At 61.3% G+C, this 26,168-nt stretch carries 26 protein-coding genes and 1 other RNA gene (1 of these 27 only partly in view); 11 read left to right on the top strand and 16 right to left on the bottom strand.

Annotation, left to right across the window (positions count from 1 at the left end):
• Nucleotides 1-42 precede the first annotated feature (42 nt).
• From MGMAQ_RS17340 to MGMAQ_RS17325, 4 genes are all read right to left on the bottom strand, one after another.
• Nucleotides 43-2,538: a DNA translocase FtsK 4TM domain-containing protein gene (locus tag MGMAQ_RS17340; protein WP_046022533.1), complete on the bottom strand. Its 2,496-nt coding sequence runs from the start codon at nt 2,536-2,538 to the stop codon at nt 43-45.
• A gap of 35 nt (nt 2,539-2,573) precedes the next feature.
• Nucleotides 2,574-3,770, bottom strand: a complete 1,197-nt coding sequence (locus MGMAQ_RS17335; RefSeq protein WP_046023486.1) for an aminotransferase class I/II-fold pyridoxal phosphate-dependent enzyme — start codon at nt 3,768-3,770, stop codon at nt 2,574-2,576.
• Between the two features lie 199 nt (nt 3,771-3,969).
• Complete coding sequence (locus MGMAQ_RS17330) at nt 3,970-5,328, bottom strand: ammonium transporter (RefSeq protein ID WP_046022532.1); 1,359 nt, start codon at nt 5,326-5,328, stop codon at nt 3,970-3,972.
• 12 nt (nt 5,329-5,340) lie between these two features.
• On the bottom strand, nt 5,341-5,679 hold the full coding sequence (locus MGMAQ_RS17325) for a P-II family nitrogen regulator (RefSeq protein ID WP_046022531.1): 339 nt from the start codon (nt 5,677-5,679) through the stop codon (nt 5,341-5,343).
• Nucleotides 5,680-5,962: 283 nt separating this feature from the next.
• On the opposite strand from MGMAQ_RS17325, the gene MGMAQ_RS17320 reads away from it, so the two are divergent.
• Together MGMAQ_RS17320 and MGMAQ_RS17315 are read left to right on the top strand one after the other, a co-directional pair.
• Nucleotides 5,963-7,198: a UbiH/UbiF/VisC/COQ6 family ubiquinone biosynthesis hydroxylase gene (locus tag MGMAQ_RS17320; RefSeq protein WP_046022530.1), complete on the top strand. Its 1,236-nt coding sequence runs from the start codon at nt 5,963-5,965 to the stop codon at nt 7,196-7,198.
• A 24-nt stretch (nt 7,199-7,222) separates the two neighbouring features.
• The gene (locus MGMAQ_RS17315) at nt 7,223-7,774 is read left to right on the top strand and encodes a hypothetical protein (protein WP_046022529.1); all 552 of its coding nucleotides are present in this window, start codon (nt 7,223-7,225) and stop codon (nt 7,772-7,774) included.
• Between the two features lie 22 nt (nt 7,775-7,796).
• On the opposite strand, the gene MGMAQ_RS17310 is transcribed toward MGMAQ_RS17315, so the two are convergent.
• The 4 genes from MGMAQ_RS17310 to MGMAQ_RS17295 form a co-directional block, all read right to left on the bottom strand.
• Entirely contained in the window at nt 7,797-7,985 is a 189-nt protein-coding gene (locus tag MGMAQ_RS17310; protein WP_046022528.1) for a hypothetical protein, read from the bottom strand.
• Nucleotides 7,986-8,258: 273 nt separating this feature from the next.
• The gene (locus tag MGMAQ_RS17305; RefSeq protein ID WP_046022527.1) at nt 8,259-9,473 is read right to left on the bottom strand and encodes an argininosuccinate synthase; all 1,215 of its coding nucleotides are present in this window, start codon (nt 9,471-9,473) and stop codon (nt 8,259-8,261) included.
• Complete coding sequence (locus MGMAQ_RS19940) at nt 9,470-10,270, bottom strand: phosphatase PAP2 family protein (RefSeq protein WP_052716512.1); 801 nt, start codon at nt 10,268-10,270, stop codon at nt 9,470-9,472. Before MGMAQ_RS19940 ends, MGMAQ_RS17305 begins: the two co-directional genes overlap by 4 nt.
• Complete coding sequence (locus MGMAQ_RS17295) at nt 10,267-11,946, bottom strand: glycosyltransferase family 39 protein (RefSeq protein WP_252508651.1); 1,680 nt, start codon at nt 11,944-11,946, stop codon at nt 10,267-10,269. The genes MGMAQ_RS19940 and MGMAQ_RS17295 overlap by 4 nt, the downstream gene beginning before the upstream one ends.
• A gap of 124 nt (nt 11,947-12,070) precedes the next feature.
• On the opposite strand from MGMAQ_RS17295, the gene MGMAQ_RS17290 reads away from it, so the two are divergent.
• Complete coding sequence (locus MGMAQ_RS17290; protein WP_148561009.1) at nt 12,071-13,324, top strand: right-handed parallel beta-helix repeat-containing protein; 1,254 nt, start codon at nt 12,071-12,073, stop codon at nt 13,322-13,324.
• Here the strand turns inward: MGMAQ_RS17290 and MGMAQ_RS17285 are convergent, their stop codons facing one another.
• Together MGMAQ_RS17285 and MGMAQ_RS17280 are read right to left on the bottom strand one after the other, a co-directional pair.
• Nucleotides 13,325-14,122, bottom strand: coding sequence for an undecaprenyl-diphosphate phosphatase (locus tag MGMAQ_RS17285; RefSeq protein ID WP_046022526.1), 798 nt, complete (start codon nt 14,120-14,122; stop codon nt 13,325-13,327).
• A 53-nt stretch (nt 14,123-14,175) separates the two neighbouring features.
• The gene (locus MGMAQ_RS17280) at nt 14,176-14,625 is read right to left on the bottom strand and encodes a hypothetical protein (protein WP_046022525.1); all 450 of its coding nucleotides are present in this window, start codon (nt 14,623-14,625) and stop codon (nt 14,176-14,178) included.
• A gap of 172 nt (nt 14,626-14,797) precedes the next feature.
• Here MGMAQ_RS17280 and MGMAQ_RS17275 point away from each other — a divergent pair, with 172 nt between their 5' ends.
• Complete coding sequence (locus MGMAQ_RS17275) at nt 14,798-15,409, top strand: Crp/Fnr family transcriptional regulator (protein ID WP_052716510.1); 612 nt, start codon at nt 14,798-14,800, stop codon at nt 15,407-15,409.
• A 108-nt stretch (nt 15,410-15,517) separates the two neighbouring features.
• Here MGMAQ_RS17275 and MGMAQ_RS17270 read toward each other — a convergent pair whose 3' ends face one another.
• Nucleotides 15,518-16,375, bottom strand: coding sequence for an SDR family oxidoreductase (locus MGMAQ_RS17270; RefSeq protein ID WP_046022524.1), 858 nt, complete (start codon nt 16,373-16,375; stop codon nt 15,518-15,520).
• Nucleotides 16,376-16,472: 97 nt separating this feature from the next.
• Here MGMAQ_RS17270 and MGMAQ_RS17265 point away from each other — a divergent pair, with 97 nt between their 5' ends.
• A complete protein-coding gene (locus MGMAQ_RS17265) occupies nt 16,473-17,099 on the top strand; it encodes a TetR/AcrR family transcriptional regulator (protein WP_046023481.1) in 627 nt (208 codons plus the stop codon).
• Here the strand turns inward: MGMAQ_RS17265 and MGMAQ_RS17260 are convergent.
• Nucleotides 17,059-17,487, bottom strand: coding sequence for a thermonuclease family protein (locus MGMAQ_RS17260; protein WP_046022523.1), 429 nt, complete (start codon nt 17,485-17,487; stop codon nt 17,059-17,061). The genes MGMAQ_RS17265 and MGMAQ_RS17260 overlap by 41 nt on opposite strands.
• Nucleotides 17,488-17,664: 177 nt before the next feature.
• Here MGMAQ_RS17260 and MGMAQ_RS17255 point away from each other — a divergent pair, with 177 nt between their 5' ends.
• Nucleotides 17,665-18,459 carry a DUF2202 domain-containing protein gene (locus tag MGMAQ_RS17255; RefSeq protein WP_046023480.1) on the top strand — a complete coding sequence of 265 codons (795 nt, stop codon included), beginning with the start codon at nt 17,665-17,667 and terminating at the stop codon, nt 18,457-18,459.
• 3 nt (nt 18,460-18,462) lie between these two features.
• On the opposite strand, the gene MGMAQ_RS17250 is transcribed toward MGMAQ_RS17255, so the two are convergent.
• Nucleotides 18,463-19,515, bottom strand: a complete 1,053-nt coding sequence (locus tag MGMAQ_RS17250; RefSeq protein WP_046022522.1) for a MaoC family dehydratase — start codon at nt 19,513-19,515, stop codon at nt 18,463-18,465.
• Entirely contained in the window at nt 19,512-20,387 is an 876-nt protein-coding gene (locus tag MGMAQ_RS17245; RefSeq protein ID WP_046022521.1) for a CoA ester lyase, read from the bottom strand. Before MGMAQ_RS17245 ends, MGMAQ_RS17250 begins: the two co-directional genes overlap by 4 nt.
• Nucleotides 20,388-20,555: 168 nt before the next feature.
• Here MGMAQ_RS17245 and MGMAQ_RS17240 point away from each other — a divergent pair, with 168 nt between their 5' ends.
• Entirely contained in the window at nt 20,556-21,074 is a 519-nt protein-coding gene (locus MGMAQ_RS17240; RefSeq protein WP_046022520.1) for a response regulator, read from the top strand.
• Between the two features lie 7 nt (nt 21,075-21,081).
• Here MGMAQ_RS17240 and nudC read toward each other — a convergent pair whose 3' ends face one another.
• Nucleotides 21,082-22,026, bottom strand: coding sequence for an NAD(+) diphosphatase (nudC, locus tag MGMAQ_RS17235; RefSeq protein ID WP_046022519.1), 945 nt, complete (start codon nt 22,024-22,026; stop codon nt 21,082-21,084).
• Nucleotides 22,027-22,141: 115 nt separating this feature from the next.
• On the opposite strand from nudC, the gene MGMAQ_RS17230 reads away from it, so the two are divergent.
• The 4 genes from MGMAQ_RS17230 to MGMAQ_RS17220 all read left to right on the top strand — a co-directional run bounded on the left by MGMAQ_RS17230 (nt 22,142) and on the right by MGMAQ_RS17220 (nt 26,099).
• Nucleotides 22,142-22,675 (top strand): hypothetical protein, encoded by a 534-nt coding sequence (locus tag MGMAQ_RS17230; RefSeq protein ID WP_046022518.1) that lies wholly within the window; start codon nt 22,142-22,144, stop codon nt 22,673-22,675.
• 49 nt (nt 22,676-22,724) lie between these two features.
• An RNA gene (gene ffs / locus MGMAQ_RS20125) (signal recognition particle sRNA small type) lies at nt 22,725-22,820 on the top strand.
• A gap of 41 nt (nt 22,821-22,861) precedes the next feature.
• Nucleotides 22,862-24,637, top strand: coding sequence for a DNA polymerase III subunit gamma/tau (locus MGMAQ_RS17225; protein WP_046022517.1), 1,776 nt, complete (start codon nt 22,862-22,864; stop codon nt 24,635-24,637).
• 130 nt (nt 24,638-24,767) lie between these two features.
• Nucleotides 24,768-26,099, top strand: a complete 1,332-nt coding sequence (locus tag MGMAQ_RS17220) for an SPOR domain-containing protein (RefSeq protein WP_046022516.1) — start codon at nt 24,768-24,770, stop codon at nt 26,097-26,099.
• Nucleotides 26,100-26,112: 13 nt separating this feature from the next.
• Here the strand turns inward: MGMAQ_RS17220 and MGMAQ_RS17215 are convergent, their stop codons facing one another.
• Nucleotides 26,113-26,168: the end of a hypothetical protein gene (locus MGMAQ_RS17215; protein WP_046023479.1), read on the bottom strand. It continues 448 nt past the right edge of the window; the window shows 56 of its 504 coding nt (coding positions 449-504); its start codon lies beyond the right edge, outside the window — the gene reads right to left on this strand; the stop codon is at nt 26,113-26,115.

Genomic DNA, 26,168 nt, shown 5'->3' with positions numbered 1-26,168 from the left:
GGATCATCGTTGTAGCGAGGTGACAGGGGGCTGTCGAGGCCGCTATCCACTATGGTCGCTGACCAGCACTTCGCGTTTGCCGGTGCGGTTGGCCTTGCTGACCACGCCCTCGCCTTCCATGCGTTCGATGATACGGGCGGCTCGGTTATAGCCAATCTGCAAGTGGCGCTGCACGAAACTGGTCGAGGCCTTGCCTTCGCGGGCCACCAGGGCCACCGCTTCGTCGTACAACGGGTCTTCGGATTTTTCGCGCGCCCCGCCACTACTCATATCAGCACCGCCGTCTTCGTCCACCTCTTCGGTGACCGCTTCCACATAGGTGGGCTCGCCCTGAGTCTTCAGGTGATCGACCACCTCTTCCACTTCCTCGTCGGTGACGAATGGGCCATGGACGCGGGTGATGCGCCCGCCACCCGCCATATAGAGCATGTCGCCCATGCCCAACAGCTGTTCGGCGCCTTGTTCGCCCAAGATGGTGCGGCTGTCGATTTTCGAGGTCACCTGAAAGCTGACCCGGGTGGGGAAGTTGGCTTTGATGGTGCCGGTAATGACATCCACCGAGGGTCGCTGAGTGGCCATGATCAAATGGATTCCGGCGGCCCGGGCCATTTGGGCCAGACGCTGGATGGCGCCTTCGATATCCTTGCCCGCCACCAGCATCAGATCGGCCATTTCATCCACCACTACGACGATGAACGGCAGCGGATTCATGTCCAGATCCTGATCCTCGAACACCGGCTTGCCCGTATCCACGTCGAAGCCGGTCTGAACCCGTCGGGTCAGGGTCTCGCCCTTCTTGCGCGCCTCGATGATGCGCTGGTTATAGCCGCCGATATTGCGCACGCCGAGATTGGCCATGGCGCGATAGCGGTCTTCCATTTCGCGCACGGTCCATTTGAGCGCCACCACCGCCTTGCCCGGCTCGGTGACCACCGGCGCCAGCAGGTGCGGGATATCGTCATAGACCGACAGCTCCAGCATTTTGGGGTCGATCATGATGAAACGGCATTGCTCCGGCGAGTATTGGTACAACAACGACAGGATCATGGTGTTGACCGATACCGACTTGCCCGACCCGGTGGTGCCCGCGACCAACAAGTGCGGCATGCGGGCCAAATCCACGGTCACCGGGGTGCCGCCAATATCCTTGCCCATGGCCAGGGACAGCGACATCTTGGCCGAGGCTTTCTCGAAATCCTCCGAGGCCAGCATCTCGCGCAGATAGACCGTCTCGCGGGTGGCATTGGGCAGTTCGATACCGATGACGCTGCGACCCGGAATCACCGCGATGCGCACGGAAATGGCACTCATGGAGCGGGCGATATCGTCGGCAAGACCGACGACGCGCGACGTCTTGGTGCCCGGGGCCGGTTCCAGTTCGTACAGGGTGACAACCGGGCCGGGGCGCACTTTGACGATCTCGCCCCGCACGCCGAAATCTTCCAGCACCGTTTCCAGAATCCGGGCGTTGTTTTCCAGGGCTTCCTTGTCCAAGCCCGGATCCCGGGTCGAGACTTCCGGCTTGGCCAGCAGATCCAATGGCGGCAGGTCGAAGGATTGCAAGCCATCGCCCAAGTTCAACGATCCCTGACGGCCCGGGCGTGGCTTGGCCGGGTCCTTCTTGGGCGCATCCACGGGAATCTTCTTGGTTGTCGTCGCCTTGGGTGTCTCTTCGGCCTGCTTGATCGGCGCCTTGGGAGTCGAGCGGCGCAGCAAGGCGGCGCTGGAGTCCGGACGCCGCGCTGGTGCCGGATTTTCCTCTTCTTCGATAACTTCCGGTTCGGCTCCGGTTGAGCGGGTGGCCAGACGGGCTTCCCGGCGTGCTTCCATGGCTCGACGGGCCTCTTCGATCCAGGTCACGACCCAAGCGACCCCCCGTCCGCCGATCCGGCGGGCGACCGGCAGCAGCAGATCCCAAACCACCAGAACCCAATCCACCCCCTGTTCCCAGGCGGCCCGCCATTGATGGCGGCGAATACCCAGGGAAAGGAACAAGGCGGCCAGGGCGGGCGGCAGGGCCAGGGCGGCAATGGGCCAAGGCCCATATTGCCATCCGGCCATGGTCAGCAAGGGCATCAATCCGTCGACGATCAAGGCGCCCGCCACGCCGCCAAGCCCGACTCGCAACGGCCAGAATTGCGGGATCGGCAACAAGGTCACGGCGACGGCCAGAAAAAGCGTTCCCGACAGCAACAGCGCCAAGCGCAGTTCCCAATGGCCGGTGACCTGCTTGAACAAAATGCGGATGCCCCAAACAAAGGGCACCGCCACCAACACCCAGGCCGCGATCCCCAAGCCTTGCAGAGCCAAATCGGCAATCACCGCACCAGAGGTCCCGAGCTTGTTGCCGATGGGTCCGAAACCGGCACTATTCAAAGAGGGATCGGCGGGCGAAAAGCTGACCAGAGCCAAGCCGAGCAGCACCGCAAGCGTACAGACAGCGAGTCCGGCGCCTTCAATCAGGCGCCGTCGCAGAAAGGCCACGGCGGAGGCCGGAAGAATCGGCGGCCGGGCTGCGGGGGAGGTTGTGCGAGCCATGGCCGAAGCATGCCATAACGGCGCTTACCAAGACCTTAACGTAACACCTCGACGAGGCGGGTCAGGGCGTCTTCGACCATCGCCGGTTCATGCACCAGGGCGACACGGATATAAGACGCGCCGGGGTTATCCCCGGACTCGTCGTCGCGGGCCAGATAGGCCCCAGGCAAAACCCGCAAACCGGCTTGCTGCCAGAGCTTTTTCGCCGCCTCTTCGCCATTGCCCACATCCAGCCACAGGAAGAATCCACCTTGGGGGCGGCGAAAGCCGAAGCGGTCGCCCAGGATGCGCTCGGCAATATCGAATTTCTCGCCATAGCGGGCACGATTGTCGGCCACATGGGCATCATCGTCCCAAAGGGCGGCGGAAGCGGCCATGATGGGCATGGGGATGGTCGCCCCGGCATAGGAGCGCAGGCGCGCGAACAAGGTGATCAGATCCTGGTCCCCGGCCACGAACCCGGAGCGCAGGCCCGGCGCACTGGAGCGCTTGGACAGGGAATGAAAGACCAACAGATTGCTCAAGCCGCCCCCCAGGCGCGCGGCGGCCTGTAACGCGGACGGTGGCGGGGTCTGGTCATAGGTCTCGGCGTAGCATTCATCCATGGCCAGGACGAAATCGTAGGACAATGCCAGGTCCAACGCCCGGTCCAGGTAGTCGTCATCGGCCACCGCCCCTTGTGGGTTGGTCGGCGAGCATAGATAGAGCATGGCCGTGCGGGTCAACAGGTCCGCGCTGAGGGCATCCAGGTCAGGCAGAAAGCCGGTGTCCCCGGTGGCGGGAAGATAGACCGTCTCCGCCCCGGCCATGACCCCGGCCCCGGCATAGACCTGATAGAACGGATTGGGGGTCAGCACCACCGGCGGCGGGCCGTGGGGGCGTTTTTGCGGCACGCAGACCAGGGCGGCCTGAAACAGACCTTCGCGGGTCCCGGCCAAGGGCAACAGGTGACGCTCCGGATCCACCAGATCCTCGGGCAGCGCGAAGCGGCGGGTCAGCCACCCGGCCATGGATTGGCGCAGTTCGGGGGTTCCGGCGGGCGGTGGATAGCGATTCCAGTCGGCCCGATGATCTTGGATAATGTCAGCCACCAGATCCGGCGGGCTGTGCTTGGGTTCGCCAATGGACATGACCAGCGGCGTCACCCCGTCGGGCGGATCGAGCGGGTCCAACAGATCGCGCAGGCGCTGAAACGGATAGTCGTTCAGAAGATCGAGACGTTGATTGATCATGGGTTTTTTATAAGCGGCCCGGAGACCGGCGCCAAACAAAAAGACCGGGCGGATCAGACCGCCCGGTCAAGTTGCGATAGGGGAGTAGTAGATCGTCGGGGCCTAAACCCCATTCTTCGAAGACAACAGGGAGTCCATCTTCGAAGCCTTGGACCCGGCGCGATCCCAAAGTCAGGGGAGGATCGCGCCGGGAGTTGGATTACATAGCCTTGGAGCCGGAACCGAATTCCGGATAGGCTTCCAAGCCCAGCTCGGTCTTGTCGAGACCCAGCACTTCTTCCTCTTCGTCGACACGGATGCCGATGGTCATCTTGAGGACGAACCAGACGATGGCACTGGAGACGATCACAAAGGCGCCAATGGAGACCACGCCGACCAACTGGGCCATGAAGGACGCGCCTTCGGAGCCATAGGTCAGAGCAACCGCCAGGGTGCCCCAGATACCGGCCACCAGGTGAACCGGAATGGCACCGACCACGTCATCGATCTTCAGCTTGTCGAGCAGCGGCACGGTGAAGACCACCAGTGCGCCACCGACGGCACCGATGAACATGGACAGCATCACCGAGTCGCCGTCGGGCGCGGCGGTGATGGACACCAGACCGGCCAGGGCGCCGTTGAGGGCCATGGTCAGATCAACCTTCTTGTAGATCACCTGGGTCAACAGCATCGCGGCAACCACACCGGCGGCCGAGGCCATGGTGGTGTTGACGTAAATGTTGGAGATGGCAACCGCATCGGCGGCGGAGCCCATGGCGAGCTGCGAACCACCGTTGAAGCCCAGCCAACCGAGCCACAGGATGAAGGTACCCAAAGTGGCCAGCGGTAGGTTGGAGCCGGGGATCGGATGCACGGCGCCGTCAGCACCGTACTTGCCTTTACGGGCGCCGAGGATGATGGCACCGGTTAGGGCCGCCCAGCCGCCCACGGAATGGACCAGGGTGGAGCCGGCGAAGTCCTTGAACTCATCGCCAAAGGAAGCCTTGAAGCTGTCGGTGTTGAGCCAGCCGCCGCCCCATTCCCAGGAACCCTGGATCGGGTAGATCAGGCCAGCCAGGACGACCACGAAGATCATGAACGGCCACAGCTTGATGCGCTCGGCCAGGGTGCCGGAAACGATGGAGGCCGCGGTGGCGACGAACACCATCTGGAAGAACCAGTCGGAGGAAGCCGCGTATCCGCCTTCGATCTTGGCCCCATCGGCCAGAACCGCGCTGTCATCGGCGCCCCAGATGGAGATGCCGCCCATGAAGCCGCCGTCAACGCCGTCATACATGACGTTGTAGCCCATTAGGTAGAACATGATGCCGGCAATGGAAAACAGGCCGATGTTCTTGGTCAGCTGCATGGTGGTGTTCTTGGTGCGCACCAGACCGGCTTCGAGCATGGCAAAGCCCGCGGCCATCCAGAGCACGAGGAAACCATGCACCAGGAAAGAGAACGTGTTGAAAATGAACTGGGTTTCGCCGGAAACCTCGGCACGGGCCGGGTCGGCGGTCACCGCCAGGGCAATCACACCCAGGACCAGCATACCGGTCAAACGTTTAATGGAATTCATCGGTCATACCTCCTAGATGGCATCGCCGTCGGTCTCGCCGGTCCGGATCCGGACCGTCTTCTCGACGTCGACCACAAATATCTTGCCGTCACCGATCTTGTCGGTCTTGGCGGTCTGCTGGATGGTTTCCACGACCTGTTCGGCCATGTCCGCACCCACCACGATTTCGAGTTTCACCTTGGGCAGGAAATTCACGACGTACTCGGCGCCGCGATAGATTTCAGTTTGCCCCTTTTGGCGGCCAAAACCCTTCACCTCTGTGACGGTCATCCCCTGAACTCCCAGTTGGGATAGGGACTCCCGCACGTCGTCGAGCTTGAAAGGCTTGATAACGGCGGTAATCAGCTTCATTGCGCTGGCTCCTCCTGATGGACCATGTCGAAACGGCCCGAATGGCCGAATTCCTGCCCCTCTAGACTCAAAGTTCGTGCCAACTCTGGTATTTTCTTATTAAATTGCTGTAATATAAGGAGATAATGAAGTGAGCAGGGTCATTTTCGGGAGGTGAGGTCTGTGGTTTTCTCCGGTTAATGATTATTTAGTAAGCTTTGCCTAAAATTTAGGCGCACAAATTGAAGGCAGATCTGCTAAACGGGGTTTAGGGGATTCAAATCAATAGGGAGTTTGCCTTTCCATGACCGGTCGCGAACCCACGGGAGAGATCCTGGAAACGGATGTGCTGATTGTCGGCGGCGGCTTCGCCGGGGGAACCCTGGCTTGTGCCCTGGCCCGAGGCGGCGTGTCGTCGGTGGTCATCGACCGGGAAGACCCCAAAGCCGCCCTGAGGGCCACCTATGACGGGCGTGCCTTTGCCATTGCCCTGGCGGCGCAGCGTCTGTTGGTGGGCGCCGATCTGTGGGATTTGATGGCCGACGAGGTTAATCCCATCGGCGATATCCGGGTGACCGACGGGGATTCCTTGATGTTTTTGCATTACGACCATGAATCCATTGGTGACGAACCCTTTGGCTTTATGATCGAGACCCAGACCCTGCGCCGGGCGCTGGCCAAAAAGCTGCCGACTCTGGATCTCGTGACCTGGGCCGCGCCGACCGAGGCCGGGCCCATCGACCGCACCAACCGAGGCGTGGAGACCACTCTGCCCGATGGCCGCCGGGTGCGGGCCAAGCTGTTGGTCGGTGCCGACGGGCGGGGGTCGCGGGTGCGCGAGGAAGCGGGGATCGATCTGACCAGCTGGTCCTATCACCAGACCGGTATTGTCTGCACCGTGACTCATGAATACCCGCACGACAATATCGCCCACGAACATTTTCTGCCCAGCGGACCCTTTGCCATTCTGCCGTTGAAGGGCAACCGCTCGTCCATCGTCTGGACCGAGAAAGAAGCGCTCACCCCGGCGATCATGGATCTGGACGATGAAGGGTTTCTGACGGAGCTGCGGCGTCGGTTCGGCGACTTCATGGGTGACATCGCAGTCAGCGGGCCGCGCTTTGCCTATCCGCTGTCCTTGCAGTATGCCCATCGGGCCACGGACAAACGGCTGGCGCTGGTGGCCGACGCGGCCCACGGCATGCATCCCATTGCCGGACAAGGGCTCAACATGGGCCTGCGCGACGTGGCGGCATTGGCCGAAGTGGTGGTGGATGCCCATCGCCTGGGCCAGGATATAGGCGCGCCGGTGGTGTTGGAGGCCTATGAACGCTGGCGACGCTTCGACAATACCTTGATGCTGGCCCTGACCGACGGGCTGAATCGGCTGTTTTCCAACAATATTCCGCCGTTGCGGGTGGCCCGGGATTTAGGATTGGCGGTGGTCAACAAGATGCCACCGGTGAAAAAGTTCTTCATGCGCCATGCCATGGGCTTGGTTGGCGATCTGCCGCGCATGTTGAAGGGGGAACCGTTATAGGTCCTGATAGAGGGAGACCGAACCATGATGCCTGATCCCGCTCTCGTCGCCCAAGCGACCGGCGCCGCCTTGGCGGTCACCGGCGGGTTGCTGGCCGCCGCTGTCTGGCGCTGGTCGGAAAACAAGGCCCGCCGTCGTCGTGTGGCCCGCGCCCTGCTGGCCGATATGGAGCAGAGCCTCAATGTCTTTATCTCATTGGTGGAGACTCTGGAAAAGACGCCTGCCGACCAGACCTTTCCCGCACGGTTGGCACAACCGGTGAGCAGCCATATGGTTGCCGCCTTGGGATCGGATCTGGGCGCCCTGTCCAAAGATGCGGTGCGTCATGCGGTGGCCTTCGATGGCACCATCCGCGCCTTCGAGCGGGCCATTGCCCTGTTTCCGGATCAGAACGCCATTCCCCGCAAGCCGCTGTTCACCCACAGCCTGTGGACCCTATCCATGCTTCGGGAAAATTTTCTGTTGGTCGCACGCGATGCTTACAGCTTCGCCGACTACCCGGAGCCAACCCGGTTTATTCTCAAGCGCAGCCAGAAGCTGATGGCCCGCTACGCGGATATCATTCAGCGTTCGTAGCCACTAAAGTCTTTAAAGAAGGTTAGGCAGCCTCGGAGATTTTGTGCCGCACATCGTCGAGCAGCGCTTCCAAGTCTTCCCGACGCACCCCGTCGCTCGACATCATGGCCCGCATAACGGTCCCAGCCAGCAATTGGTCAAGTGGAACCTCTACCCCACCACAATCGGGCGCGGATTCACTTGGTACGACCGCGAAATCGGATCGGTTCATAACATCCTCCCAGATAGAAACGTCGGTTCGTTTCCCGGGCTGGTCTTGAGCGGATCCGTGCCGATTATCTGAGGGGGTCCCAGTTTCCCCCCAACGGCATTCAAATCCTGACGCCAGCCTCTCTATGCCAAAGAGTATAGCATTTTAGGCGCTTCAATCCCAAGACGTCGATATTCCTACTTGGTGTAGGGTTTTTATGTTATCCATAACAGGTGTGTAATATTTTTGTTGCACCTTCGTAATTGTGTAATTTAGGGCCGGAACCTAAGCAGCTTACTTCCTTGCCATTTTATCCAACCGCAGGCGCAGAGCGTTGAGCTTGATGAAGCCTTCCGCGTCGCGCTGATTGTAGATCCCCTCGTCGGCCTCGAAGGTGGCGACCTTCTCGGAGTACAAGCTGTAGGGGGACTTCCGTCCTACGACGATGACGTTGCCCTTGTAGAGTTTCAACCGCACGCTACCGGTGACTTTTTCCTGGCTGGCATCGATGGCGGCCTGTAGCATCTCGCGTTCCGGCGCGAACCAAAAGCCGTTGTAGATCAGCTCGGCATAGCGCGGCATGATCTCGTCTTTCAGGTGTGCGGCGCCCCGATCCAGACACAGGCTCTCCATGGCGCGATGGGCGTGCAACAGAACCGTACCTCCCGGTGTTTCATATACTCCGCGCGACTTCATGCCGACGAAACGGTTTTCGACAATATCCATGCAGCCGACCCCGTTGGCACCGGCGAGCTCGTTGAGTCGGGTCAGCAGGGCGGCGGCGCTAAGGGCTTCACCGTCGATAGCCACCGCATCGCCCCGCTCGAAATCAATGGTGATTTCGGTGGAGGTGTCGGGAGCCTCCCAAGGGGTGACCATGCGGGTCAGAATCAGGTCCCAATCGGGCTCGTCCCAGGGATCTTCCAGGATCTTGCCTTCCGATGAGATATGCAAAAGGTTGGCATCCTGGGAAAACGGGGACTCACCGCGCTTGTCCTTGGGCACCGGAATTTGATGCTGCTCGGCATACTCGATCAGGTCGGAACGGGACTGCATGTCCCACTCCCGCCAGGGCGCGATGACCCGGATGTCCGGGTTCAAGGCGTAATAGCCCAGCTCGAAACGGACCTGGTCATTGCCCTTGCCGGTGGCCCCATGGCACACCGCGTCGGCGCCCACTTCCCGGGCAATCTCGATCTGGCGCTTGGCGATCAGCGGCCGGGCGATGGAGGTGCCGAGCAGATAGGTGCCTTCGTAAATGGCGTTGGCGCGGAACATGGGGAATACGTAGTCGCGGACGAATTCCTCGCGCAGGTCTTCGATGTAGATCTCCTTGATCCCCATCATTTCGGCCTTTTCCCGGGCCGGTTCCAGTTCCTCTCCTTGGCCCAGGTCGGCGGTAAAGGTGACCACCTCGCAGTTATACTCATCCTGCAGCCAGCGCAGGATGATGGAGGTATCCAGACCTCCGGAATAAGCCAGCACCACTTTTTTCACGTCACCGCTCATGAGCCTTGGTCCTCTTGCTTGGGGGGATCGGAACGGCGCGCAGTATAGGCAGTTTCTTGCGCCGCACAAGTCACGCCTGACCAGCGGTCGAGCCGCACGCGGGCCCGCATCAAGAGCCCCGGGTTGGCATTGAATTGAAAGGGGATCCGGCGGCGGTCATAGACCAGCCTTTTCAATAGGACCGGCATCATCAATCCGACCCAGGCACCCATGATCACGTCACCGGGAAAATGGACGCTGGTGGCGATGCGTGAAAAGGAAATCACCAGGGCGAACACCAGCCACAGATGGTCCAGCCTGGGCAGCACGATCACCAAGCAGGTCGCCAAGGCAAAGGCCACCTGTGTGTGGCCCGAGGGAAAGGAATGCAGGTGGCTATCGAAGGCCAGGAAATCGAACCCGAATTGTCCTTGCTCGAACAGGTCGCGGGGGCGATGGCGGCTAAACACCAACTTCAATACATTGACCAGCAGCCCGGACAGGATCAACGACATGGCGGTGAAGGCTGCGGCGTTCCCCACCTTGTCCCAAAACAGCCGGGCTTGCTCCTCCACGACAAAGTACAGCCGCCAGCGCGACAGCAACAGCGCCACGGCGGCGAGAATATAATAGGCCTCGGGCTTGCCTGCGTCGGTGATGGTCTTGAAAAAGGCCACCACTTCCCGATCGGCGTCATGCTTGAAATACAGCGCCACCGACTGATCCCATAACCCGATGCTGACCAGTGCCAGGGAGCCTAAAACAAACAGCGAGATCCGAAGGGGCGCGGCACGGAGCATCCGCCACAAGGCCTTCATGGTTGCCCTCCCTTTGGCAGGTACAGAGAAAGCAACTCCCAGCGTCCGCGCGAGTAATTGAAGGCGCGGACGACCCGGTCTGGGGCAATCTTGCTCTCGCCGACAGCCTGGTCAAAGGCTGCCTGTTCCCGGTCGTTGACCACCGCCGGGCCGTGGCCGTCCAGCAGATGGGCCGCCGCCGATCCGCCGTCCACAAGTTTGGTATCGGTTCCGGCCAGGAAGACCAGACTGGGTTCGTGGTATCCCGCCGTCGCCAAGGGACCGTGGTTGTCGGGCAGGGCCTCGGCCACCCGGACGGAGCCCTTGAAGCTTTCCAGGCTGGGCAAGGCCAGACCGACCACGGTGATCAGCAGCAAGACACCCAGGCCCATGGCCTGGTTCATGGCCACCGGCGAGTCCCCGCGCCAGGCTCGGGGTAGTACCACAATCAACAGGGCCACGGCGATCATCGCCGGGATCAGCATCAACAAATCAAAGCCGTCCCCATAGATCACAGGCAAAGCCAAGGCCGCGACGCCCAGGGCAACGGGGACCAAAGCCCAGACCATCATGCCGATTTTCGTGCCCCAATCCCTCAGATCCCGATTCAAGGCCGCTCGGGCGGTGAGCAGGGCCAAGGCCGGATACATCGGCAGTACATAATGGGGCAATTTGGTGGGAATCAATTCGAAGACAATCCAGGCCGGAATCAACCAGGCGAGACAGAAGCGGATACCCGGATGCAGACGAACCTTCCACGACCGGAACAAGGCGGGCCATACATAGAGAGAAGCCGGGAACAAAAAGACCGTCATCAACAACAGATAGTAGCCCGGCGGGGCGCCATGGGATTCCTGGCCGCTCATCAACTTGGGCAGCAGGTCCTTGCCCACCGCGTCGGCGATGAAGGCCTGCCCGGCGAGCACGAACCAGGGCAACACGATGAGCAGCATCAAGGGGACGCCCCAAACGGGGTAAAGCCCTTTCAGCCATTTACCGTCCCGATCAGCGATGGACAGGGTCGCCGCGGTCAGGGCCACCACCATCATAGGGACCGGCCCCTTGATCAGGAATCCAAGGCCCAACGCCAGCCACAGCCAGAAGGCCCACAGGGCGGGCGGGCGCGAGCCATCGCGGGTGCCCAGATAGATGCGTGCCAGGGCCCATTGGGCGCCGACAATGGTGGCCAGCAGCACCGCATCGGTCTTGGCCAAATGGGCCTCGACGAATAGCATCATACAGCCACCCAGGGACAAGGCGCCGAGCAGCGCCGTTCGTCGTTCGAACAATCGCGCCCCAATGGCGAAGGTCAGCAAGGTCGCGATCCAGGCCCCCAGGGCCGAGGGCACCCGGTAGGCCCAGATTTCGCGTGCCGTCTCCGAACTCAACAACGACACCGAGGCGGCCTGTAGCCAATAGATCCCCGCCGGTTTCTTGTTGCGGGCCTTGTCCTGAAAGCGGATGCGCACATAATCACCGGTTTCCAGCATCTGCGCCGAGGCCTGGGCGAAGCGAGCCTCGTCCCGGTCCATGGGCGGCAGGGCGGCGATGGTGGTCGCATAGAGCAACAAACACCAAAGGCTCAACAGAATGAAGGGCCGCTGGCCGTCTGTCATGTTGTCGAAAAGGCTATGCAAGGCGGCCTCGCTGGGGCTGAACCATGTTCGGGAATCCGGTGTATCACGATCCTCCTTCACAGGGGAGGGCCTTCACGGGACGATGACGGGTTCATGTCCCGACTGGTCATGGATTAAACATTTCGGTCGGGCGTTGAATTGCCTATCATCTTCGTAGGGATTTCGTTTCATGGAAGGGGCAATCATGAATATGGAACAGCGATTCACGGGTTTCCGGCTTCTGGTCGTGGCGGCCCTGTATCTCGGAGGCTTGATCCCGGCAAACCAAGCTCTGGGCGACGTTTTGCAGGTTGGCCCCTTGCGGGCGCTGAAGACTCCCAGCGCGGCGGCCAAAGTGGCCAAGGACGGCGACATTGTACAGATTGATGCCGGCAGCTATCCCGGCGATGTGGCGGTATGGAAACAGAATGATCTGATCCTGCGGTCAAACGGGGGCCCGGTCAAACTACAGGCCAATGGTCAAATCGCCGATCAAAAGGGGATCTGGGTGATCAAGGGCGACCGGGTTCGAGTCTCTGGGATCGAATTCAGCGGGGCCAAAGCCAACGCCAAAAACGGTGCCGGGATCCGCTCCGAAGGCAAGGGCCTCACGGTGATCGGCTGCGTCTTTCGTGACAATGAGAATGGCATCCTGACCAATCCTGTCGCCGAAAGCGATATTCTGGTCGAGCATTCGGAATTCGACCACAACGGTGCCGGAGATGGCTACTCCCACAATATGTATATCACCCATGTCCGCAGTTTCACCCTGCGCTACAGCGCCAGCCATCGATCCGTGGTGGGGCACCTGGTCAAGAGCCGGGCGCATAAGACCGTAATTGCCTACAACGAACTGGTCGAAGGTGCCGAGGGTCAGGCCAGCTATCTGATCGACGTGCCCAATGGGGGGGATGTCACGATTATCGGCAATGTGATCGAACAAAGCGCCAAGGCCCTCAACAATGCCATGATCGCCCTGGGCGTGGAGAAGAAGAAACAGCACCCGGCGCACCGGTTCCGGGTGGTCAACAATACCATCGTCAATCGCAATGCCACCGGGCGGTTCATCGTCAATGGCACGCAGACGCCGGTGCGTCTGATCAACAATCTGGCCATCGGTCAGGGCAAATTCGTTATCGGCCCCGCCGAGATGGGGAGCAATATGCACCTGCGCCGTCACGGCTGGTCCGAGGTCGCGTCCATGGTTGCCGATGATTTTGGGTTGTTGCTGCAACCTTTCAGACTGTTGGCGCTCACCGATGAGCCGCAACCGGGCTTCGTGGACCCGTTGAACCTGGACATGCGTCTGACAGCGATTTCTCCGGCGTTGGACGTGGGTATGGACCCCGGCGTGGATGGTACCCAGCCCCTTTGGCCGGAATACGAATATGTTCATCCGCTCAACAAGGTGGTCCGCAAACGCAACGGGCCGTTGGACCTGGGCGCGTATGAACGGTGATTACCCGTAAGCCAGTGCCAGCAACCCCACGCCCAGCAGCATCCGGTAGATGACAAAGGGCGTGAAAGAGGCCCGTTTGAGCCAGGCCATGAGGCCCCAGATGGCCACCAGGGCCGAGGCGAAGGCCAACCCCCCGGCGATCAGGGCATCGAAGGAAAGCTGGGCATTGCCGCTTTCATAAAGGTCTTTGCCCGCCAATACGCCCGCACCGAGGATCGTCGGCATGGAGATCAGCATGGAAAAGCGCGCCGCGTCGGGGCGTTCCATGCCCAGGGCCCGGGCGGCGGCCATGGTGATGCCCGAACGGCTGGTGCCGGGGATCAAGGCCAGGCATTGGGATAGGCCGATGATCACCGCGTCGCTGAACCCCAGATGTTCCATGCGCCGCATGGTCATGCCCAGTCGGTCGGCGATGTAGATGACAATACCGAAGCCCAAGGTCGCCCAGGCAATCACCTCGATGGAGCGTAGATGGGTGGAGACAAAATCCTTGGCCAAGTAGCCGACGCCAATCACCGGGATTGTTGCCACCACAACCAGCAACACCATGCGTGCACCGGGATCCAGGCGGCCTTTGAACAGATTGCCCAATCCACTCAGCATGGCCCAGACATCGCGCCAGAAATACAGCATCACGGCGAGCAGCGTGCCCACATGCACCGCCACGTCCATCAACAGCCCCTGATCCTCCCAGCCGGTCAGCTGCGGTACCAAAATCAGGTGCCCGGACGAGGAAATGGGCAAAAACTCGGTAATGCCCTGGACCAGGGCGATGACGGTCAATTGCAGCAGGCTCACGGTAGGCTCTCCCGATTCGGTGAACCCGTTCTAGCATCCCGGACTCCTCGCTGCTACCGCAACCGGTAACCCATATGGCAGGCATTGCAGTTCTCGGTGATGCCTTGCAGGGCGGCGAAGACTTTCTGCTGCGCTTCATAGGTCTGGTCCAGTTCGGCTTCCTGCGCCGCCAGGGCGAAGCGGCTGGCCCGGCGGTGCATTTCCGTTCCAGCGGCGCGCATGCCCTCGGGCATGTAGGGGCCCATGTGGTCGGCGCCGTGAAGAGTCAGAGACGACATACCGATGCGTTGTTCCGCCAACTCTCCGGCCTGTGTATTCTTGCCTTCGGCCAGTAGCCCGAGGATCTCGTCCAGGGCCAACAGGTGATCCCGCATATTGCTCATCATATGTTGTTGCATCATCTCCGGCAGCTTGACCAGTTCCCGGGTATCGTCCTGGGCGGTGGCGGCGGAGGCAAGCAGCAGCGGGGCAATCAGGGCAAGGGGGGTCCATAGGTGCTTCATGGGGTGGGAATCCTCCGGAACATTTTTTGTTGGAACCTCAGGCTTGTGCGGTTGAATCGACGTCCTCATCCTTGTATGGGGCAGGCACCGAGAGGAACGTCGATGGAACACTAGCAGGCCAGCCCGCCCTCGGATATGATCTGGATCATATCGTCGAGGGCGGGGACAGAGGGTGACTGGAAGCGACACTTTTTCATGGGATGATCTGTGGCAGGGCGCGGAGCGCCGCCTTTTGGACCCGCGCGAGATGCTGTTTCACCGGGGGGCGGAACCTTCGAAGCTATTTTACCTTGAAAGTGGCGGCCTGCGGTTGATCCGTCCCGGTCGCGACGGAGCCGATATTACCATTCAGAGTATCCATCCCGGCGAGACCTTTGCCGAAGCATCCGTGTTTTCCGAGGCCTATCACTGCGATGGTGTGGCAACGGTGGCCAGCGTTGTCCTGGCAACCCCGCGCCAAGTCTTTCTGGAGTGCCTGCGGTCCGATCCCGCTTTTGCCTTGGCCTTTACCCAACGGTTGGCGCGACAACTGCAACAGGCCCGAACCCGCTGTGAAATCCGGGGCATTCGATCGGCCGATGAGCGGGTCATGACGGCGTTGCGGGTCTTGGAGTCGGAACAGGGCGTGGCGACCATTCCAGGAACCTGGATGCAGTGGGCCAGCGAGATCGGACTGACCCATGAGGCGCTGTATCGGGTGTTGTCGCGACTACAAAAGCAGGGCCGCCTGGCGCGCGACGGCCGGTCGGTGCGGCTTTTTCCCACCGACCGGATTGCGACCTAGCGCGTGTCGGGTCCAATCGGACCCGTTAGACACGCGCGACCTTATTGGAATCGATCACGTTTTTCATGTTTGATCGAATCCGATCAAACACGACGTGATCTAGAGCCTTTACGCACAAATCGGCTCTGGTACGACCGACCAAGCGCCTTGGGCCGCCACCTCGCGTGCATAGTCCGAAAAATCTTTCGGTGGTCGGCCCAGAGCCCGCTGAACGCCGTCGGCCAGATAGGCATTGCGCCCGTCGAGCACCGTCGTCACCAGATACAGGATCAGATTGGCGAAATCCGCAGGAAGCTGGTGTTGCCGCAACAAGGCCGCATAGTCATCGGGCGCCATATGCTCATAGGAGACCTCCCGTCCACAGGCCGTGCCGATCTCGGCGACAACCTCGGCAAAGGTCATCAGGCGGGGGCCGGTGACCTCGTACAACTGGCCGATGTGACGGTCATCGCACAGGGCTTCCACCACCACCTCGGCAATGTCATCCACATCGACAAAGGGTTCTTGGACCCTGCCCGCGGGCAGGGCGATCTTACCGGCCAGCACCCCGTCCATGAGAAAATTCTCGCTGAAATTCTGATTGAACCAGGCGGCGCGGACGATGGTCCAGTCAGCATCGCTGTCTTGCAGCATCCGCTCGGCCCGTTGCGCTTCCTCTTCCCCACGCCCGGACAGCAACACCAAGCGTCGCACGCCCGCTTTCAGCGCCAGATCGGTGAAGCCACGAACCGCGTCCAAGGCGCCCGGTACCGCCAAATCCGGCTGATACGTCATATAGACCGCGCTCACGCCCTCCAAGAGATCGGGCCAGGAGGCGGGGTCGTTCCAATCGAAGGCAGGGGTGGTGGAGCGGGAGACGCCGAGGACCTCCCTGCCGCGCGCCCGAAGCCGGTCCATTACCCGTCGTCCGGTCTTGCCGTTGCCGCCGAGAACCAGCACGGGGTGGGTGTTTTCAAGGGGTTTCATGGTCATCTCCCAGGGAGTTGGGTGGGGTTGGGTTAAGATTTATCAACTTGACACCGTGTCAATTGACAGGACCTAACATATGGGGCATCTTGACATCATGTCAAGTGAAAGTGCCGATACCCGAACCCGCATCCTGAAAGCCGCCTGGACTCTGTTGGAATCCGGCGACAGCACGGTGCGCATGAGCGACATCGCCAAGACCGCCGGGATCAGCCGTCAGGCGGTCTATCTACATTTTCCCGGTCGCGCCGATTTGCTGATCGCCACCGTCCGCTATGTGGACGAGGTCAAGGATGTGGCGGGTCGGTTGCAGGCCAGCCGCAATGCGGACAGCGGGCTGGAGCGATTGGAGGCCTTTGTCGAGGCCTGGGTCCACTACATCCCGGAAATCCATGGGGTGGCCAAGGCCCTGCTGGCCATGGGGGACACGGACGAGGCCGCGCGGCTGGCTTGGGCTGATCGCATGGCGGGCCTGCGCGAGGGATTCCAGGCCGCCGTCGATGCACTGGATCGCGACGGCATGCTATCCCCCGCCCTCACCGTCACCGAGGCCACGGATATTCTTTGGTCCATGCTGTCGGTGCAGACCTGGGAGCGATTCATCCTCGATTGCGGCTGGTCACAACAGGCCTATGGGGAACGAATGAAGCTTCTGGCGCGCAAGATGCTGGTCGCCGGATCCGCTACGGGGCGCACCAGACTAAGCGCCCTTCGCCTCGGCTGAGATCGGCGGCGGTCAAAACCTCGGCTAAATAACGCCCATCTTCCAATACCACTTCGGCCACCATGCGTCCGCGCCAGGTGCCGGTTCGCGGGCGGATCAGCGTGACCACCCGGTCTTGCAGCATTTCCTGGCTCAGGTCGCGGGCCTGGCGGGCCAAGGCCCGTTCCCGCGCCCGGGCGTCGTTGTCCTCACAACGGCTGCGCAACTCCGGGGTATTGATCCCCGCCACCCGGATGGTGATCTGCCGATACACGTCCATGCCCAAATAGGCCATGGCCTCGAAGGTATCGCCGTCGATCACCCGGATCACCTGCGCATGCACCTGGGCCGGGCCGGGAATATCCGGCGCTGCCTGAGCTGAATACGCGCATAAGAAGGTAATCACCATTAATAATGCTATCATAATTGCATTATGCCAGATTGCTTGAAAGGGACAAGAGGCAAGATAAATTCACGGTCTCCGGACAGACACAGCCCACGCCATGAATGCGAAATGAAATATCATACCATTTTGGTCCGAATCGGGTATTCTCGGCCCGAATCCGATCACTCTTTGGACGCTTCCATGACCCGACCACCCCGCCAGCCTGGCTCCAACGCCGCCCGTTCCTTTATTGTCATCATCACCGCGCTGCTGATAGTCGGCGGCATGGTCTTGGCTCTCGATGCCGTGTTGCAGGCCACCAACATGCAGCCCGTGGGGGCGCCGCGCGCCAACGCCCCGGGCCAGCACGTGGCCTTTCCGCTCTCCCAAACGCCTCCGGCCGCCATGCCGTCGCTGGTGGCCGGAGGCACGCCGATCCTGACCGAACGCGAGGTGCAGGACCTCCTATATATGCGCGAGGAGGAAAAGCTGGCCCGGGATGTGTATCTGGATCTGTTTGATCGTTGGCAGCTGCCGATATTCCAGAAAATCGCCAGTGCCGAGCAGCGTCATATGGATGCCCTTTTGCGGCCCCTGACCCGCTACGGGCTCATCGACCCGGCACAATCCACCGGCCGCGGCGAGTTCCAGAACGTCCACTTGCAAAAGCTCTATCGGGATCTCTCGGAAAAAAGCAAAGCCTCGTTGCAAGCGGCTCTCAACGTGGGTGGTCTAATCGAGGAAGTGGATATCGCCGACCTGGACAAGGCCATTGAAAGCACCGCCCAGGCCGATATCAAACAGGTCTACACCACCATCCGCCGGGGTTCCCGCAATCACCTTCGGTCCTTCGCCGGGCAGCTGAACCAGCGCGGCGGGACCTACAAACCGCAATTGCTCGATGCAGCAAGGGTGCGCGACATCCTGAGCACGCCCATGGAACTGGGGCCGCCGGGGGGCGGGGCTGTAGGACGGGCAGGCGGGCGGGGGTTTTAAGCCTTACCGCACCACCAGGACCCAGTAGTCAAAGTCCAGCACCACCTCGGGCAGATACTTGCCGTCCTCCCCTTTGTAGGGGAAGTCGGCACAAGGCCGGTCCTTGGTGGCCACCGTGCGCAGGCGCAGGGCGCCCATGTCGGTGCGGTCGGGAAGTTCCTGCTTGTCGAGCACTTCCGACCAGGCGTGGATGGTGTCGCCGGCGAAGGTCGGGTTGCAATGGGCCCCGCCGTTGATGGCGGCGACGCGGAAGGCATTGGCCAGGCCGTTGAAGCTTAGCGAGCGGGCCAGGCTGATGATATGGCCGCCATAGATCAAGCGTTTGCCGAAGCGACCTTCTTTCTGTTCGAACTGATTGAAATGCACCTTGGCGGTGTTCTGATACAGCCGTGTGGCCATCTGGTGCTCGGCCTCCTCGATGGTGAAGCCGTCCACATGGTCGATCTTCTCGCCCACGGCGTAGTCGTCCCAACCAAACGGGCTGCCCGCCAGATCCCTGTTATAGGCACTCAGATAGAGGCCGTCGGGCACCTGCAGGTCTTCCACCGCCACAGCGCCAGGCAGATCGGGAATCACCGGCTCCGGGGCCGGGGCGCCGGGATCGCGCTTTTTGACCATCACCCAGCGCACATAGTCGAGCACCGTTTCGTCGCGCTGATTGCGGCCCACCGAACGCACATAGACCACGCCGGTCTTGCCGTTGGAGTTCTCCTTGACGCCGATGACGGTGGAGCGGGTGCTGACCGTGTCCCCGGGCATGATCAGCGGCCCGAAGACGCCTGCCGCATAGCCCAGGTTGGCCACGGCGTTGAGCGACACGTCGGGGACGGTCTTGCCGAATACCAGATGAAAGCCAAGGAAGTCATCAAGCGGCGCAGCGATCAGCCCCAGGGACTTGGCGAATTCATCGGAAGATTGGACGGCAAAGCGCGAGCCATAGAGGGCCGTATGCAAGGCCACATCGCCCACGCTGGCCGTCCTTGGGGTGGCATGGATGATCTCCTGACCGACGGAGAAATCCTCGAAAAAATTGCCCGGGTTGGTCTTGTTGGTCATGGATTCATCTCCGCGATGGCATCGGCCAGATCCACCAGCCGTTGGGCGGCGACCACATGCAGGTTCTCGATCAACTTGCCATCCACCAGCACCACACCCTGGCCTTCGGCTTCGGCCTGGGCATGGGCAGCGATTATCTTGCGCGACCAGTCCACCTCCTCTTCGGAGGGGGCAAAAATCTCGTTGGCCACATCCACGGTTTTCGGATGGATCAGGGTTTTGCCGTCGAAGCCCAGCTCCCGGCCTTGAACGCAATGGGCCTTGAAGCCTTCATCATCCTTCAGGTCCAGATAGACCCCGTCGACGATGGCCAGTCCATAGGCTCGGGCAGCCAACAGGCAGAGGCCCAAAGAGGTAATCATGGGCTGACGCTCCGGCGTATGGGCGCAATGCAGATCCTTGGCCAGATCCGAGGTGCCCATGACGAATCCGGCAAGACGCGGGCTGGATCCGGCGATGTCCTGGGCGTTGAGCATGCCCATGGGGGTTTCCATCATGCACCAGATGGCCATGCTGGCCGGCGCGCCATTGGCTTGCAAAGCGGCGGCGGCTTGCCGCACCATGTCGCCGCTCTCCACCTTGGGCAACAAAATGGCATCGGCGGGGGTCCTGGCGGCGGCGGCGATATCGTCATAGCCCCAGGGCGTGTTGAGACCGTTGACCCGAATGAGAATTTCCCGCTTGCCGTAGCCACCTTCGGTGACCGCGGTACAAATCTGCTCGCGGGCCAGAATCTTGGACTCCGGCGAAACCGCATCTTCCAGATCAAGGATCAACCCGTCGGCGGCAAGGGTCCGGCCCTTCTCAAGGGCGCGGGCATTGGAGCCGGGCATGTAAAGAATACTGCGGCGCGGACGGGCATCTCGGACCATGGAAAGCCTCCCAGAATTTATATTGCAGTTGCGAAGAAATTTAACGCAGTGCAGCGCGTTCGGCAAGCAGCAGGGAGGCCATCGGGGAAAAAAGCGTAATTTCCGGTTCATTTCCCCGCATAGATCGTCAAGAATGGGGCAAACAAATTAAAGGGAAGCCGGAAACCGATGGAATTCGATCTCAGCCAGGTCTCCATCATGATCGTCGATGATAACTCGCATATGCTCAGCCTCTATAAGACGCTGTTGCGAACCTTTCGTTGTCGCAAGATTCATCAGGCCAACAATGGCGCCCAGGCCTATTCCCGCATGAAGGACCTGACGGCGCCGGATATCCTGATCACCAATTGGTACATGCCCGTGCTCGACGGCGTGGAACTGACCCGGGCCATCCGCACCATGGCCGACAGCCCCAACCCGTTTCTGCCGATCATCATGATCAGTGGATTTGCCGAGGAAGAACATATCACTGCCGCGCGCGATGCCGGGGTCAACGAATTCCTGGTCAAGCCCATTTCGGCCAAGGTGTTTTGCAGTCGGCTCAACAATGTCATCCGCGCCCCGCGACCCTTCGTCCGCACCCAGGCCTTTTTCGGCCCTGATCGGCGGCGCAAGGCGAGTATCCTCTATACCGGCCCGGAACGGCGCAGCTTCGAATTGGAAGTACCGGGATTCGAGGATCTGTAGAAGGGGGTCACGTCTCCTTGCGCAACCACCCTTCGATCAAAAACCTTGCCATGGTGTCCCGCCGGGGCAGCACGATACCCAGGGAGCCCAGATCGTCGAACTGCCGCCGGGTGACCCAGCGGGCGGTTTCCAACTCGTCCGTATCGACTCTCAGGCGCACCGTGCGGGCGCGGGCTGTCATGCCCACCATCAACGAGGCGGGGAAGGGCCAAGGCTGAGACTGAACCTGGACGATGTCTTCGATCTCGATGCCCACTTCTTCCATCACTTCGCGCCGGGCACAGGCTTCCAGGCTCTCGCCGATTTCCAGGAATCCGGCCAGACAGGAATGGAATTTGTCCGGCCAGGCCGGTTGCCGCGCCAACAGACAGGCCCCACCCTCGGGACCGGGTCGGGTGATCAGCACCAGCACCGCCGGATCGGTGCGCGGAAAATGCTCCAGACCGCAATCCGCGTTGCCACAGGTGCGTTTGTGACCTCCATGATGGGCTTCGGTGGGGCTTCCGCAAGCACCGCAGAAACGCTGTCGACGGTGCCAAAACAGCATGCCCCGGGCATAGGCCAGCATGGCCGCTTCGAAGGGATCCATAAAAGCCCCGCAGCCCCGTAGATCCAGGAATTCGGCCCGCCCCATGATCGGCGTGAGATCAAATAGCTCTTGATCCGAAAGGTCGGCGGTAAACCAGGATCGGCCTTCCCTTTGGCCCAAGAAAGTCACGTCCCGGGCCATATGCAGGGTACCCCGGGCATGGTCGCCGGTCAGAGTGACCGCCGAAGGGGCATGATCGTCGTCGCCGGGCAAAATCAGATTGTGATCGCGCCATACGGGGATCAGGAAACTGTCTCGGGCATGCAGCCGCGCCGCCACCCATTGGGGATCCTTGCGTTGGCGGTCAGCCCGATCAAGGCCGAAGGTATCATAAGAGAGTGAATCGGAGGGGCGGTCAGACATGATGCATGAATGGCATACTCTTTTATCGAAACCAAGCCCGCGGGCTGTTGACCGTTGCGTTTGGGGCCGGAAAGCCCCATAAAAAGGCAATGGTGGATATTTTGGGGGACGACCGATGGGCGTGAATTGGAAGAACGGTTTGGCCGCACTGGCTCTGTTGGGCGCAACCGCCTGTACCGAAGTGGACCTGGTCAATCAGTTGGATGCGGTGGTCGTGTTCCCGGATGGCTACATGGAGCAGGCGTCCGATACGCTTGCCGCCACCGATTGGACTCAGGCCCAGACGCATGAAATCCTGTTTCTTGAGGATGATCTCAAGCCGACATTCGTTTCCATGAAACGCGGGCAGCCCTATATCTTGAAGTTGGTCAACACCATTGACAACGTCCGCACGCTGGCCGCCGCCGATTTCTTTCAAAACGCGGCGGCGAGCGATTTGACCGGCAGCACCGAATCGGACCCGCTGATGGTGGTCTCCATTGCCCTGGCCGCCAAGGAAACCCGGGAGATCAAGGTCGTGCCCATGAACCCCGGCCGCTATCGTTTCAACAATGAGACCTATGGGACCTATGTTCCCTTTATGGGATCGTTCACCTCCGGCGTTGGCGCCATGAGCGGGATCTCCGGTGTCTTCATCGTGGAAGAATAGATTCGACGAACCTTGCCTCGACCGGGGGGAGCTTGCTATATAGCCCTTGAGAGGCTGGTGGTGGACGGATTCCTCGCCAACCCGGTCAGGTCCGGAAGGAAGCAGCCGTAACGAGTTTTGATTCGGGTCGCTGTCAGTCTCTCACCTTATCTCCGCCCGCCGATACCGTAACCAGACGGGCCCCGAATGACCGATCTCGATCCCTCTTCCGTGGAAACCAGTGATGCCGGTGAATACCGGGTGCTGGCGCGCAAGTATCGGCCCAAGGACTTCTCCGGGCTGATCGGTCAGGAAGCCCTGGTCCGCACCCTCACCAATGCCATCGATTCCGGCCGCCTGGCCCATGCCTTTGTGCTCACCGGCGTGCGCGGCATCGGCAAGACCACCACCGCGCGGATCATCGCCCGGGCCCTGAATTGCATCGGACCCGACGGCACTGGCGGTGCCACCATCTCGCCCTGCGGAGTATGTGTAAACTGCCGTGCCATTGCCGAAGATCGTCATGTGGACGTGCTGGAAATGGATGCCGCGTCGCGCACCGGTGTCGACGATATCCGCGAGATCATCGAAGGCGTGGCCTATCGCCCCACCTCGGCGCGATTCAAGATCTACATCATCGACGAAGTGCACATGCTCTCCAAAAACGCCTTCAACGCCTTGTTGAAGACCCTGGAAGAGCCGCCGGAACATGTGAAGTTCATTTTCGCCACCACCGAAATCCGCCGGGTGCCGGTGACCGTGTTATCCCGCTGTCAGCGATTCGATCTGCGGCGCGTGGAAATGGAGACCCTGATCGCCCATTTCGCCTCCATTGCCGACCAGGAAAACGCCGAAATCGAACCCGCGGCCCTGGGCCTCATCGCCCGCGCCGCCGATGGCAGCGTCCGCGACGGCCTGTCATTGCTCGACCAGGCCTTTGCCCATTGTGCCGGAACCGTCTCCGAGGGTCAGGTGCGCGATATGCTGGGGCTGGCCGACCGGGCGGTGACCTTCGATCTGCTGGCGGCGGTGTTGCAGGGGGATCCGGCCAAGGCGCTGGAGATCCTCGATGGCCAGTACAAGGCCGGGGCCGAACCGGCGGTGGTGCTCGAAGACATGCTGGACCTCAGCCACTGGCTGACCCGGATCAAAGTGGTGCCGGCGGCTGCCGAGCGGGGCACGGTGTCGGAAACCGAACGCACCCGGGGCCGAGAAATGGCCGCGGGGTTGGGGCTGGCGACCTTGGCCCGGGCCTGGCAGATGCTGTTGAAGGGTATCCAGGAAACCCGGCAAGCCCCGTCTCCTCTACAGGCCGCCGAGATGATTCTCATTCGCCTGGCCCATGCCTCGACCCTGCCCAGTCCGGAAGAAGCCTTGAAAATGCTTGACGGCGGGCAGCCCTTGCCAAGCTCTTCCGGGGCGGGCGCACCCGTCCCGTCGCCATCCCCATCGAATCCGGTTGCGGGATCGTCCTTACCCTCGGGAGGATCCCCGTCCGGGGCCCCGCAAGCCGCCCTGGTGGTGATCGCCGGGGATCCCGACCCCCAGCCGCAAGCCGAGTCGCAATTGACCCTTCCCAATCCACAAACCTTTGACGACGTGGTCGCCCTGGCGGAAACGGAAAAAGAAGCGATCCTGCATGCGGACCTGATCAATAATCTGCACCTGGTGTCCTTCGCGCCCGGTCGCATTGAATTCCGGCCAGGCGACCATGCGCCTGCTGATCTGGCCAACAAGATGAAGCGGTTTCTGGATGAGAAAACCGGCGGCCGATGGGCGGTGACAATCTCCCAACAGGCCCCCGGCGCCGCTACCTTGCGCCAGCAAAAAGACGAAGCCGAGGCCCATCTGCGGGCCAAAGTCTCCGGGCATCCGCTGGTCAAAGCCGTGTTGGAGACCTTCCCAGGGGCCGAAATCACCGCCGTTCGCAAGGCCAAGGAGACCGGGCAAGACCTTTCCATCGATCCGGACTCGGACGAATAATTCAGTAATATCCGCGCTCTTAGGACATTTTTTACCAACGGAGGTCAGGATTCTGTTGTATTTTGTCCTTATGTTGGGTGTTGCCTCTTTGGCGGCCCCACGACCCGACGGGAGACGAGCGGTGAAACGGATGTACCGGTATGCGGCGATGATCGTGGCGACGACCACGATTTTGGCAGGCTGCGGCGTGGTGACGGATCAGAACATGCTGAAGCCGGAGTTCTGGACCAATAGCCCGCTGAAGAAAGAAAACGTCGAGGCCGAGCTGGGCATCGCCGAACTGACCAAGGGCAACTTCGTTCTGGCCGAAAGCCATTTCGACAAAGCCTTGAAGGCCAACCCCAATGATGTGCATGCCCTGCTGGGCCGCGCCATCCTCTATCACCATACCGGGCAAGTCACCCGCGCCCGCGCCATGTACGAAGCCGTGCTGGCCCTGCGGCCGCCGGAAACGGAACAGCTTATGGTGATGAACAACTTCACCACCCGCCCGGTCTCCGAGATCGCCAGTGTCAACATGAGCCTGCTGCAAAGCGGCAACGTGGTTGGCCAGATGGAGCGCGGCGCCGCCGGACTGGATGGCGCACCGCAAGGCAGCGCCATGACCGGGCCGGTGAGTGCTTCCGGCATGGGACCCTCATCCGGAGGCATGGATATCGGTGGCGCGGGTGGCATGGGCGGTCCCATGGTCAGCGCCAGCACGGCCGACGCCAATATCGTGTCGCGGTTCGAAACCCTACGGGCTCTGCGGGATCAGGGTCTGATCGCCCCCGATGAATACCTTGCCCGTCGCAAGACCAATGTGGGCGCGCTGGTTCCCTTTACGTCACCGCCTCCGGCGGCGGGTCTGGATCGTTCGGTACCAACCACGGATCAGATCCTTGGACGCCTGCGTGCCATTGGCCGGGCGCTGGAAATGCGCGCTATGACCGTCGGCCAGCATGCGGCGGAACGGGAAATGATTCTGGATGCCCTGTTGCCGGAAACCCCGGTGGCCATCGCGGCGCCCTCGGTGCCGCCCAAGGGATTGATGAAAGCCGCCGACGCGGTGCGGCGCCTGGAAATGCTGCAAGAAGCCAAGCTGATCACCTCGGACGAATATGCCAAGGAGCGCAAGGCCATCGAGAGTGGCCTGCAGCCGGAGCCTCCGGCCTCGTTGAAGGCCATGGGGGACAAGGCGGGCGGCATGGCCATGGCCGGGCCCAAGCCGGCGGTCCATGTGGCGTCCTATCGATCAGAAGCCGCGGCGCGCAAGGGCTGGTCGGAGATTCAGAAAGCCCACAGGGCTCTGCTGGGAAGCCTTCAGCCAGAGATAACCAAGGTCAATCTGGGCAGGGGTAAGGGCACCTATTACCGGCTCAAGGCCGGCCCATTGACCACAAAGGCGGCCTCGCAGGACCTGTGTCGCAAGCTCAAGCGCCGTAAGCAGTTCTGCGAACCGAGCTTCATCAACCAGGGCTGATCGAGATCCGCTGTTAACGGACGGGTGTGACCATGGGGGCGGAAGCTCCCTTGGTGTCCGTCTGCTTGG

The sequence above is a fragment of the Magnetospira sp. QH-2 genome, assembly GCF_000968135.1.
Classification (GTDB): domain Bacteria; phylum Pseudomonadota; class Alphaproteobacteria; order Rhodospirillales; family Magnetospiraceae; genus Magnetospira.
Note: the sequence above shows the minus strand (reverse complement) of the source record. Positions and strands in the feature narration are given on the sequence as shown.